The sequence below is a fragment of the Bifidobacterium tissieri genome (genome assembly GCF_002259645.1).
Classification (GTDB): Bacteria; Actinomycetota; Actinomycetes; order Actinomycetales; family Bifidobacteriaceae; genus Galliscardovia; species Galliscardovia tissieri.
Genome location: NZ_MWWV01000011.1, coordinates 45,736 through 58,397 on the forward strand (window position 1 = coordinate 45,736; position 12,662 = coordinate 58,397).

9 protein-coding genes and 1 pseudogene are annotated in these 12,662 nt (G+C 57.8%); 2 read left to right on the forward strand and 8 right to left on the reverse strand.

Annotated elements, in window-relative coordinates; all coding sequences use genetic code 11:
• Positions 1-115: 115 nt before the first annotated feature.
• Entirely contained in the window at positions 116-1,204 is a 1,089-nt protein-coding gene (locus tag BTIS_RS08000; protein WP_094664352.1) for an HhH-GPD family protein, read from the reverse strand.
• A gap of 670 nt (positions 1,205-1,874) precedes the next feature.
• Here BTIS_RS08000 and BTIS_RS08005 point away from each other — a divergent pair.
• A complete protein-coding gene (locus tag BTIS_RS08005) occupies positions 1,875-2,474 on the forward strand; it encodes a tRNA (cytidine(34)-2'-O)-methyltransferase (protein WP_094664371.1) in 600 nt (199 codons plus the stop codon).
• A 198-nt stretch (positions 2,475-2,672) separates the two neighbouring features.
• Here the strand turns inward: BTIS_RS08005 and BTIS_RS08010 are convergent, their stop codons facing one another.
• From BTIS_RS08010 to BTIS_RS08030, 5 genes and pseudogenes are all read right to left on the reverse strand, one after another.
• On the reverse strand, positions 2,673-4,802 hold the full coding sequence (locus tag BTIS_RS08010; RefSeq protein ID WP_094664354.1) for an FIVAR domain-containing protein: 2,130 nt from the start codon (positions 4,800-4,802) through the stop codon (positions 2,673-2,675).
• A gap of 224 nt (positions 4,803-5,026) precedes the next feature.
• A pseudogene (locus BTIS_RS08015) lies at positions 5,027-5,572 on the reverse strand (arsenate reductase/protein-tyrosine-phosphatase family protein); the annotation flags it as partial.
• 127 nt (positions 5,573-5,699) lie between these two features.
• The gene (locus BTIS_RS08020; RefSeq protein WP_094664358.1) at positions 5,700-6,545 is read right to left on the reverse strand and encodes a hypothetical protein; all 846 of its coding nucleotides are present in this window, start codon (positions 6,543-6,545) and stop codon (positions 5,700-5,702) included.
• 91 nt (positions 6,546-6,636) lie between these two features.
• Complete coding sequence (locus BTIS_RS08025; RefSeq protein ID WP_211279446.1) at positions 6,637-8,052, reverse strand: hypothetical protein; 1,416 nt, start codon at positions 8,050-8,052, stop codon at positions 6,637-6,639.
• 145 nt (positions 8,053-8,197) lie between these two features.
• Complete coding sequence (locus BTIS_RS08030) at positions 8,198-9,970, reverse strand: DUF4012 domain-containing protein (protein ID WP_245819380.1); 1,773 nt, start codon at positions 9,968-9,970, stop codon at positions 8,198-8,200.
• Positions 9,971-10,402: 432 nt separating this feature from the next.
• Here BTIS_RS08030 and BTIS_RS08035 point away from each other — a divergent pair, with 432 nt between their 5' ends.
• Positions 10,403-11,854: a glycosyltransferase family protein gene (locus BTIS_RS08035; RefSeq protein WP_143248914.1), complete on the forward strand. Its 1,452-nt coding sequence runs from the start codon at positions 10,403-10,405 to the stop codon at positions 11,852-11,854.
• Here BTIS_RS08035 and BTIS_RS11720 read toward each other — a convergent pair.
• Entirely contained in the window at positions 11,801-12,097 is a 297-nt protein-coding gene (locus BTIS_RS11720; RefSeq protein ID WP_143248915.1) for a hypothetical protein, read from the reverse strand. The genes BTIS_RS08035 and BTIS_RS11720 overlap by 54 nt on opposite strands.
• Before the next feature lie 98 nt (positions 12,098-12,195).
• Positions 12,196-12,633, reverse strand: a complete 438-nt coding sequence (locus BTIS_RS08040; protein WP_476695608.1) for a transposase — start codon at positions 12,631-12,633, stop codon at positions 12,196-12,198.
• Between the last annotated feature and the right edge of the window lie 29 nt (positions 12,634-12,662).

The following is a 12,662-nucleotide window of genomic DNA, read 5'->3' on the forward strand; positions in this document are numbered from 1 at the left end:
AATCGGCACCACGGTATTCCAACAGAACCGTATTCCACCAGAACGGTATTCCAATGGGACAATATCCCGGCGGTCGGTATCCAGCAGGACAACGTCAGACCCGGATGGCCGTAAGTCACCGCGGCAATGTCAATGCCCCATCGGGCAGGATCTCAATCAGTCCGTCCTCGTCCAACGATGCGATGCACGCGTCAAGTTGCACATGATCAGCCCATAGTTGTTCGACCTGCGTTCGTGTGATCACACTAGCGGATTGGGATGGATGGGTTCCCGATTGGATTTCGGACTGCGCTTTACCCGCCTCGCGCAATGCGGCCATCACCAGACCGCGCACCTGACGATCCGTTCCCTGGAACCGCTGCCGTGGCCTGGTCCGCTTCTCCCCCAGCCCCGGCAGCCCGGCCTTCAGAAACGCGCAATCGTCCGACACCGGGCACGATTCGCACAACGGCTTCTTGGCCGTGCACACCACCGCACCCAACTCCATCACCGACTGGTTCCACACCACCGACTGCGCAGCATCGGCCGGCAGTACGGTAGCGGCAAGATCACGCTCGGCACGGGTCGCCGCACCGCCGCACGACTCCTCACCGAGGAACACACGCGACAACACCCGACGAATATTCGTGTCGATCACCGGAACACGACGACCGAACGCAAAACTACTCACCGCGCTCGCCGTGTAGTCACCGACACCGGGCAGATCGAGCAGCCGCTCGTAGTCATCCGGCAGACGGTCCCCGTAGGTGTCCGCCACTACGCGCGCACACTCCTGCAGTCGCAGCGCTCGCCGCGGATAGCCGAGTCGCCCCCATGCGGTGATCACCTCGGCGGTGGGCGCCTTGGCCAGCGACGCCGCATCTGGCCATGCGGCCATCCATGCCGTCCAGTATGGCACCACGCGGCTCATCTGCGTCTGCTGGCTCATCACCTCCGATACGAGTACACCCCACGGGGTGGCGCGACCGAACCGCCATGGCAGATCGCGCGCGTTTGCCTCCCACCATGCGGCCAGTCTGCGGCGGATACGTTCCCGACTGGTCTGCGTAATGCCACCATTCTGCCTGACGCCTCCGGTCTGTCTGACATCTCCGGTCTGCTCGGTGTCTCCGATCTGCTCGGTGTCTCCGGCCCGCGCACCATCCCCGGTCCGCTTGCTATTCCCAGTGTGTGTAATGACTGAAGTCCGTGTAACGCCTGCCATGTCTGCCCCTTCCCTCAGTACCGTCGTTCGTGCCCGACCGCCAACCATATCGACTTGCACGATTTGCCATCAGCAACCATGCCAAACCCGCACTGATCATGCAACTTCATTGGTCAGACGAGTATGTGAGTATGTCGACGCCGACGAATCGCGTGACCAGACAACGGCATGACGCCGGCAACAAACAGCAGGGGAAGTCCACAGATCGGTTACGTAGGCCAACATACGGACTACATCCGTCGGCCACGACCGGTTTGACCCAGAGTCATGGTCGGTTTGACCCAGAAACCACGTCCGGTTTGACCCAGAAAGACAGAAACTGGGTATACCCGGTACACGAGCAAGCCGATATCGGCCTCTTCGTGTACCGGGTATACCCAGAACCGGTTGAAAAGGATCGGATATACCCAGAACCGTGACCGGATATACCCAGAACCGACCTAGGAACCGGCAGGAGACCGGAAGCAGGGTCACACGAACCGACGACCGGACAGCCGAACGCTAGAGAACGCTACGGAACTGTCGCTTGGCGTTCTTATTCTTGACGATTGTGAATATGGAACAGAATCCCGCGAACACGACTCCGGCAACCCCCGGAAATCCGCAGAATCCCGCCGAAACCGAATCCGTCTCCGCCAACGCTTCCAATCCTGAGGCCAAGGTCGAGAAGATGTTCGAGTACGGCTACCGCAAGTCGAACTACGGTCCCGACGAACTGGTGACCGACGCCCATGGCAACCCGATCAGCGTGGTGGATGCCATGCTCTCCCCGCACGCCGCGGCCCAGGCGGAAACCGTCACCCCGCACCTGTGCTACTACTCGCCGCGTATTCCGGGCAACACCGGTTCAGCCATCCGTCTGTGTGCGGTGACCGGAACGATCCTGCATCTGGTTGAGCCGCTGGGCTTCAACCTGCGCGACACCAAGCTGCGTCGCGCCGGCCTGGACTACCATGACATGGCCCATGTGGTGCTGCATCCGAACTTCGAGAATCTGGTGGAGTCGATGCCGAACTCCCGCATCATCGCGTTCACCGCGCATGCCACCAAGCTGTACACGGATATCGAGTACCGTCCGACCGACATTCTGCTGTTCGGCCCCGAACCGGGCAACATTCCCGATCCGATGGACATCATGGAGGGGCCGCATGTGGCCGAGCAGGTGCGTCTGCCCATGCGTCCGAGCCTGCGTAGCCTGAATCTGACGAACTGCGCGTCGATCGCCATCTATGAGGCATGGCGACAGCTGAATTTCGCCGGCGGTGAGTGAGTCCAATACCACCGACCCAATAACCCTCAAATACAGTTTCGCGCATTCTTCGACAACGAAGCCGAAGGATGCGCGAAACCTGTTCAATCATCCTTGGAATTGCACGGTTCTCCGAAAAACTCCCAGTTCACTCACCACAGTCGTTCACGAAGAGTGCGCTGCAATTCCCGATCTTCCCCCACGTGGAGGCCAAATCCTTTAGTTTGAGGTTCCTGTCTTTCCGGAATTGTTGCCGTTGTTCCCATTGCCGGAGTCGGTATTTCCCGTATTGCTGGATCCGTTGTTACCGTTGTTACCGGTGTTTTCATTGCCTCCGTTGCCGTTGTTGTTATTATTGCCGTTGTCCCCGGTGTTGTTACCACCAGTGCTGCCGGATTCCCCGGAAGTTGGCTCCTTGGATGTGGTAGGCGACGAAGTCGTCGGGCTCGGGCTGGTCGGCGAGGTGGAGCTCTTCGTGCTCGGCGAGGGGCTTGTGGTCCGTCGCGGCGTCGTGGTGCGGCGCCGGGTGGTTCCACTGTTGCTGTTCGAGTTGCTCGAGTCAGAGTCGTCGGACTCCGCCTGTCGTTGCGCCTCAAGCGCCGCCTGATACTCGTCCATCGACTTCTTGACGGCGTCGACCGCGCTCTGCAGATCGCTCTTCGCCTTGTTGAGATCGTCAACGGTGGCGTCGGTCTTCCCGAGCACGCCGTTCGCAGCATCGATCGCGGACTGCAGTGCGGTGCGCGTGGATTCATCGGACACTTCGCCTTCGCTGTCGGTCATGGTCTGCTGTGCGGTGCCGACGAGATCCTGCAGCTGCTGCTTGGCGGTGTCGATTTCCTTCTGCTGCTTGCTGTCGGTCACGGCCTTGGCCGCATCGGTCACCGCGGTCGCGGTCTTTTCGATCTTGTCCGCCAGCGTGCGGTTGTCCTTGGCAGCCGTGTTCAGCTGATCCGCCGAGGTCAAATATGTGCAGCTCTTCGCCTTCTCCATGCTGCCAGCCGTTTCGACCGCGGTCTTCAACGTGTTGACGGTGTTGGCATCGGCCACCTGGTCACCGGCGATGCCCTGCGCGTCCTTGGTGCTGCTCAACGCCTTACTGAGCTTTTCATTGGCGATGGTGACACGGTTGTTCGCCGCGATGCACTGGGTCATGGCATCAGAGTGGGCACTGTCTTTCTTCAACGAGTTCCAGTAGACAAACACGCCCACGATCAGACCGATCACGACCAGGATCGCCACGACGATCGCCACAATCACCCACGGGGATTTCTTCTTCTCCTCGGGCTTTTCCTCCTCCACCATGTCATCGGAGAATCCGGTGCCGGCGAGCGCGGCCAACGCGGGCTTGTCACTGTGTTCGAAGTCGTCGGGAGCCGAAGACGGTCCGGCGAACTGCGGCAGATCGCCGAACGGTTTGGTGGCGTCGTCGCTGGGAGCTTCACCGGTCACGGATGCCGGGAACTGGATGGGCTCAATGCCCCAAGACGTGTCGACGATATCACCACCGTGCCGCGCGGATGCGGCGGCGGCATCGTCCGGGTACAGCCATGCGGATGTGGACATGGTCGACATTTTGTCGGATGATTCGGCATTGGCGTTCGCCTCGGCGGCGGCATCGGCGAGCGCGGACGGAGAGAATACCATAGTCGGCGCTTCCGTGACGGTGCCGGGAACATCGACTGCCGACATATTCGAATCGGCGACCACCGTGGGTACGCCGGAAACCCCATCCGGTGCATCATCGTCGGCATGTGACGGATCGATCGACGGTGCGTTGACAGGGATGGAATTATCGAGATTGAGACCGTCAGAAATGGCATCATTCAGATCGAGCGACGACGTCGAAACAGGTGCAGTCGCTGGAGTTACCGGCATTGTTTCCGTTGCCGCGCCCGCGTTCGCGGATGTATCCGTCGGAAAGACGGTCGCATTGATATCCGGAATGGAAACATCCGGAATGACGATATCTGGAATGACATGGGCACCCTGACCGTAGTCATGCTCCTGCTCCTGACCAGAATCCGGACTCTGACCGGCAAAGTCCACATTGTCGTTCTTGCCGTCCACCGATTCAGCGGGAATATTCAGTGGAATATCCACAGGAGTGTTCACCGATGACACCGGAACGGGCCCGGATATCGAGTGGGAATCAGCAACGGCAGGCATGCCGGATCGTACGGACGATCCGGGAATATCGGCCATCATGGGCACATCGGCGCCCACGCCGGAAGCGGCGGCATTGGTCGGAGCCGGACCGACAACTGGTTTCTTGGCACCGTCACCGTTGATACCGTTGGCACCATTGGCGTCGTTGGGTGTGGAAGTGATGTTCTGATCGTCGGTCATTTCGTCAGGGTCGCCTTTCCGCGGTCGACGCCGGCATCAACAGGAGCGGCAATGGGAGGGAGCACAACGGTTTCCGCTGAGGAACCCACGGATTCAATAGCACTACGACCGGTACTGCTACCGGCGTCCGGGGATCCAGCCGTGGCGGTCGGGGCAATCACCGTGGTCGCGTTCACGGGTTCGACCTTGCCACCCTTGGTGCCACTACCGGCACCGCCGTCCACATAATGCTTGCGCATGCTGTCCAGAATGATCCACAGCGCCTTGTTGGTTTGTTCCGCGGCACGGCAGAACACATCGAAGCTCTTGCCCATCGGATCGTCCACGTCGCGCGGCGCGGGGATCATCGGTCGGATGAATGACGCGGCGTCGATCACGGACTGGAGACGCTCCTCAAGCGTCCGCCCCTTGACCAGCTGCTGCTGTGCGGAATACAGGCACATGTTGGCGAATTCGGTCACCAGGAACGTATAGTTCACCGTCATCGGTGCCATCGAGACGATGTCGCGCCGCTGTTCCTTTTCGAAACAGAGGATCAGGTCGGAGTCCTGCGCCATGTCGGCGGTGAGCGGCCGGGATCGGAACGCGCTGGAGTCGATGCCCACGCTGGTCATGAGCTTGGCGCTGGACTGGTGGATCGGATGGCTTTTCAGCCCCTTCACCCCGGCGCTGGACACCACGATCGACGAGCCGGCAAGATACCGCTTCATCATCAGTTCGCCCATGGGCGATCGGCAGACGTTGCCCGTGCAGACAAACATGATGCGCATGGATCGACCTCTACTTACCTTTTCCTTTGCCTGTTTACGTATGTTTCCTAATGGTTCCGTATTCCCATTTCCAGCATGGTCGCATAGATTACCGCCGAATGCAGGCCTGCATGGAGTTGGACGGGGCTCAGCCCAGCGAGGACTTATTGACGTTATCCACCGCACTCTGCAAAGCGCCAGCGGCGTTCTTGTACACGGTGGTGCTCATGATCTGGTTGGTGCTCACCAGCTGCTGTGCCTGATTGATCACGTCAGCCAGCTGAGTTCTCGCAGCCGGGTCGGCCTTGGACGCGGCCGCGGAACTGAAGAACAGCTGCACATCCTTCAGCTGGTTGGTAAGGTCCTGACGGGCCGCCTGGGCTTCCTTGGCATCCTTGGACTTCAGAACGGCATTGCTGGCATCCAGCACGTTTTCGTTCTTGGTGCCAAGATCACGGGTCTGCTTGGTGATGTTGTCGTCGACGGACTTGTTCTGGCCAATGCCCGCGCTCGGATTGCAGTCATTGGTGATCTGGGGCACGTTCTGCGTATCGGAGATGGCTTTCTGCAGATTGTCAAGGGTTGCGGGATCGGCCACCGCATCGGCAGTGACCTGGGTTGCCGGCTGCACGGATTCCACGGTCTTCTTGAGTCTGTCGGTGCTCTGCTGATAGATGGAGACGGACTGCTGGCAGGAGTCGAACGCAGCCTGGGTCGCATCCTTGTTCTGCAGGAACACAAACCCTCCGCATGCAGCGGCAGCCACGACGACCACCACCGAGGTGAGGATGATGGTCAGTCTGCGTGCGGGATCGGACGGTAGCACATTGCCGGAACGTGCGGCGAGCGCGCTGGGATCCAGCAACGGCATACGTCCGGTGGAGGTGGTGGGAGGGAAGGAGAACAGGGTGAATCCACCATTACCAGTGGAGTCATTTTTCGCACCAGCTGCGGCGCGTATGTTGTCAATCGGCCAATTGTATTCCTCTGCCATGCAAACCCTCTCCTGCAGTACCGCTACGAAACAATCCAATAGCTGTTTTACCAAACCCCCGCTACAGTTCGGGGGTGTTCACGGTCTTTCGTTACCTTACGCTTTTTCGCCCCGACCGATGCCGGCCTCGTGCAAAAACTTCACGTTTTTCACGAACACGCCCCTGTCCCGTCGTCCCTTGCCGGTTCGGATTCAGCCCCGTGAACCACAGGAACATCCACAATGCGTAGAATGCGTATCCCTCGAATTGGATGTACAGATAGATCAGCAGGAGGAACCAGCATATCGTCATTCGGTTCCACGCATGATTGCGATTGATATGCATGACGATCAGTACGATCGCGGCGATGAATAGCACCAGTCCGAATTCGGTGATGAAATCCACGTAGGCGTTCATGGTGAAGATGTAATGGTCTTCATGGAGGCTGCCAAGCAGTCGGATTTCATAGCTGTCCTGCGGATTGACGCCTAAAGCCATGATCACGCTGCTGGCAGCGTCGTATCCTCGTGCGATAGCATCCTTGAGGTTGCCCGCACCGAATCCGAACAGCATATGCAACGGGTCCGCGAGCCATGCCTCGATCGGTGCCAAGGAGCGGAACAGACGGGCGAACGCGGATGCGTCACCGGTCAGCACACCGTTCTGGAGTAATGACTGCACGCGCGCATTGCGGAGCAGTACCACGGCTCCTCCCACGCACACCGCCGCAAATCCCGCCGCCGCGATGGCTCGATTCCGCTTGTGCCGGAAATCCACAACTACGGCGATCCACAGCACGAAGGCCACCACCGTATCGATGAGAATCCTCACGCCAGCGCCCATGGCCGCAGCCCCGAACGCATACACCAGTATGAGCACGAGCACGTCCTTACGTTTGGTGAGCCAGCAGATCGGCATGAGCACGCCGAACAGGTGCATGCCGATGTATGAGGGTTCAGCAAACAGGAACTGGATGTGATGCGGCACATAGCTGCGTTCCATCTTGAACTGGAAGAATCGGATGATGGTCTGATCGCCTGTATGCATAATCACGAACTGCAGCACACCCACGCCGAATGACAGCCAATAGGCCACGGCGATCACCGTGACCGCCGCCGATATGCTCAGTCGTTTGATCCGAAACGCCACATCGAGCGATATCAGACAGCTGATACCAGTGGCCAGCGCCACAAGAGTACGTACCGCGGTGTTGGTATGAAAACCGATGGTCAGCCATCCGAAAACGGAAACGAGCACGCAAATCACAGGGAATACCAGCAGGGTGCCGTACCGGACGACCGTCTTCGGCAGGGACCAAACGTTGAGCAGCACATACGCACCGAATAGGATCGGCGCGATCGGTGTCCAGTACATCATGGAGAAGCCGTATATGGTGCCGTCCACCGGCAGCATGAGGAACGCCAGATACAGCACCACGTCGGTGGGATCGGCGAACAATCGCCTTGGACTTACCGGCTCCGAATGTTTTCCTGTCGGCAATGCGGCATCGTGCTCAACATGATTCATGATGATTACACCTCCATCATCGTCCCAACAATCGATTGTTGTATGCGGATCGAAACATTCCTAATGTCCTCCACCTATCAGTAGCGACACCGTAGGAGACCGACGAAGGAAGATCAGATAACCGATATGCTCCTGTCAATACGTGTCATCGCTGATAGTCGTATTCGATCTTCGGGTCTCCAACCGTGGGAGTCTGGTCAAACTGCAGCGGAGATGCTCCAGGAGCGGTGGACACATCATATTCCAATGTGGCAGTGGATCCCGGAGAAATGAGTGTGGCCAGATTCACGTAATAGGTGACTCCGTTGGATGTAATCCGGTCAAAACCTTCCTGAGCCTTGGGCACCTGTGTGGGTGAGTTGCTCGTCAGTTTGATATTGGCGACGGTTCCACCGGCCGGCTGGGCGATAGCCAGCGAATGTCCCACGACTCCAGGCTGTGAGAGTCCGGAAATGACCGTATTGACTACAGTTCGCTGATCATCGGGAAGTTTCGACTGGCCGATCAGATTATTCATCATGCCCACGGGGAATGTTCCGGTGATGTACTGGGGCAGGGTCTTTGCCTGATCGCTGGTCATGCTGTTAGTGATGGTGTACGACACATGATAGGAAGTGGAACCATCCTTGCCTACGGATGTGCGCTTGATCGTCGCCGAACGCTGTACGTACCAATCGGATTTTGTCCATCCCATTTCATTTGAATACACGCCAGTAGTCGGAGTTGATTTCTGCTGGGAAATTTCGCCAGTCATGCCGGCGGCGCGCAAAGCCGACTGATCCTGCTGGTCAAAAGACCAGAGATAGAGGTGACGTTCCTTGGCCATCTTCGGCAGGACCCCGACAAGCTTCATGGCCTTGTCCGCGTTGATTCCGGAAAGGGCTCCACCGATGATGCGCTGCGCGCTCTCCTCGAAGAAACGGTCTTCGTCTTGGGGACTGGGGATATCGATGTATACCTGATTCGACAGATACTGTGCGGTGTTATCCGCAGTGAGCGTTTGACCCGTACTCAATGTGACATTCCCGGTCACTCCAATCAGTGATTGGAGCGCTGCGATGTCGAAGGACAATACGCCATCAATGTCGTTGGAACCGAACGACTGTCCTGCCCATACCTCCTTGGCATATGCCGCGCCTTCAGGGAAGTTCGGAGTCGCAGACGCGATTCGGATATCACCACCATATGGTAGTCCAAGACGGCTGATGGCATACATCTTATTGATTTCATCAGTGGATTTGACCGGCTCGGTCATGGTGAATTTGGAATTGGAGTAGAAGTCGCCCAATGTGACCTTGCCATCAGAGACCGTTACTGTTCCCACGGAACCCACAATGCCTCCCGACGATCGCATTCCAGCATTGGACTGGGAGAGAATCAGATAGTGCCGGGTGCCGTCGTGGCCAAACAAGGCGCTCAGGCTGGTGATGGTGTCCGAATAGGAAGAAATCGTTCCAGCGAGGGAGTCAAGGATGCCGGTTCCGGTTTTCAACGCATCCCGCACCTGTCCAATATGCGGTTCGGGAGCCTTATGCAGTGCGGCCACTTGCTCCTGCAGCACGGTTTTCGCGCCACCGATTTTGGACGAGACGGCACTAAGAGACTTCACATTGAAGCTGCCGTCGCCGTTGGACAGGCCGGACTGCTGCATGGTGTTCGCCGCATCGATCAGGCTCGGCAATGCCTGCTGTGCAAGCGTGTCGAAGGCATCGGTGGCAGTACGGGCTGCCGTGAAGTCGTCACCGATGTAGGGAAACGCCGTGGCGATGCGCCAGACGACGCCATCGGCCTGCTCACGGGCCTTTCCCGTGTGCTCCTGTAATTGAGGAACGACCGATTTGATCTCGGAGAACTGTCCGCCGCCGTTCTGTGCACCGGAGACGTCCACGCTGAGGTTCGAGGACGAGGCGACCTTCACCGCCTGCTCGAGTTCGGACTTGAGTATCCGGGCGGAGTTGAACAACAACGCGGCATAGACAACGACCATCGCCAGCAGTACTCCGACGATGATACTGACGGTCCTACCGATATAACGCATGTCGCCTCCTGCGTGACGTCGTTTGGCTGTCTTTGTATGACGTCGTTTGTCTGGTCCCGTATGACGTCGCCGAGGCACCGCCGCATGACGCCGGCCGGCCGATCCCACGGAGTGACGCGATTTTCGAGACATGCAGACCCCTTACCCTGTTCTCCGATAAGAATACCCCCATGATGCATATGAATGATACGTATGGCACCTGCTTCGAATCATATTTCCCGATTTGCCTTGTGCATTGCAGCGAGCGGAAGACTCATCATATTCGCCGCAGCCTGCATACTGTCCACGACGGTACGCAGCAAAGCACTCAACTTGTTGAAGTGGCTACTCGACCATCAGCGTGTGGTATTCATCGCCATGCTCATCTGGCAAGGCATCGTCTTCATCACACTACTGGTCTCCTACACATCCTGGGACCCTGCACAGACCGCCGTGGAAGCCGTTTATGCGGCACATGATCCAGGCAAATTCAGCTGGTATCTATCCAGCTACCCCAACAATCGATTCCTCTCGCTGATCGAATATGTCCCCGCATGGCTTAACGTCCATGTATTTGACGACCATTTCAGCGATTTCGCCATGATGAACATCGTCGCGATCCCGATGCAGATCCTCAACATCATGGTCATCGATGCCTGCATCCTATGGGTGCGACACCTGCTCGCCAAATATTCGAGGACCGCAGCCGGCATCGGATTCCTACTTATGTCACTGCTCCTGGGCTGCTCGTGCTGGATCATGATCCCCTACACCGACACACTCAGCCTGCCATTCTCCATCCTCCTGATCAGCACGACGCTCGTTATTCTCGAACCACATCACACGGATCGTCACGCTTCCACAGCGCCAGCCATCACCCGAACTATCCTGCTACAGTTCCTCCTTCTCGGCTGTGCAGCGTCCCTTGCTTATGCAATGAAACCCTCCACGGTCATCCCGGCCATCGTCTTCGCCATCATCTGGTTCATACTCAACATGGGCAAACGGCTACTGACCGTGTTTCTGCCTACTATGCTCACTGCGTCTTTGGGATTCATACTCGTACTCGTTCCCGTAACCAGTGCCGAACACGCCGTATTCAACATCAATGACACACAGGCTGTCCCCATGACCCACTTCATGATGATGGGACTCAAAGGACACGGAGGATTCGACGCCCAGGATACCCACATAACGGGTTCGTTGCCTACGAAACAGGCCAAGGAGCAGGTCAACCTCCAACAGATACGCTCCCGCATCCACGACTACGGACCGGCCGGATACCTCACATTCCTCCTGAAAAAAAGCTGGTACACCACCGCCGAGGGAACCTTGGGATACGGGTGGCCAGCACAGTTTGTCGACTCCATACGCAATGAAGACAGGGGCGCGAATCTGCTCGCCGTGTCACACAACAATCCGATAGTGAGATCAGGATTCGGTCCGTTGCTGACATTCCAGGATTTCTTCCTTGACCATAATCCGACGAACAGGTTGTACAAGCTGATCATGCAGACGTTCTACATCCCCCTGATCGCGGGAATGCTGCTATTCACCATGTTGGTGTATCGAAGAAGGAAATTCACGAACACATCAGTATGGCTGGCTCTCTCCCTATTCGGAGGATTCCTGTTCCTCATGCTCTTCGAATCCGGCACGTCCCGCTATCTCATCCAGTTCCTGCCACTCATCGTGATGCTATCCGGCATGGGATGGGCCACATGGAAGGAATCAGGACTCACTCCGTTTCTCGTCCATCAGCCTGACACCACCGGCGGACAGTGAGCTGAAGGCCATCCACAGCAGAGGAAACGCCGCGCTTTCATGACGGGTCCATGAGCCGAAATCCGGCTCGAACAGGAACGACACCGTCATGAAAGCCAACACGATGCACAGCGCCAGCAACGATCCGGTATCGGCGCTGGCATCGAAATCAGACTCATGCCGTTGCGAAGCATATATCGCCCGTATCAGCATGACATCCACAAAAACCTGAAACAGGAAGAACAGCACATACGAAGCATTCATTGGCTGTTTGAACAGAAGCTCCACTGGAAACAGGGGGGTGGTGACGTTTTGTTGGACTTCGTTGTCTGAATGGTCGTTCAGAACGATATCACATGTGTTCAGGCGACGAGCCCGAGCTGGATGCGCTTGTCCATGATGCTCATCCCGTATTCGAGTTTGATGCGCTTGTCCCGGTACCAGACCATGTACTCGTCCAGCATCGCAATGAACTCGTCGATCGTGACGCCCTGGAAGCTCCTCTTGTGGAAGAACTCCTGCTTGAGCCGGCCGAAGAACCCCTCGGCGGCGGCGTTGTCCGGGCTGCAGCCCCTCGCGCTCATCGACCTCGTCAATCCATGATCCGTGCAGATGCGAATCCATTCGGGCCACCGGTAGTGGCATCCCCGGTCGGAGTGGATGACGGGCGTCTGACCGGGTTTGAGCGTGGCGCACGCGTCCTCGAGCATCCCATTGGCCAGCGCGGCGTTGGGGCTGGTGCCGATCGTCCACGCGACCGGCATGCNGTCGTAGCAGTCGATCACCGGCGACAGGTACACCTTGCCCGCGGGGATCGAGAACTCGGTGA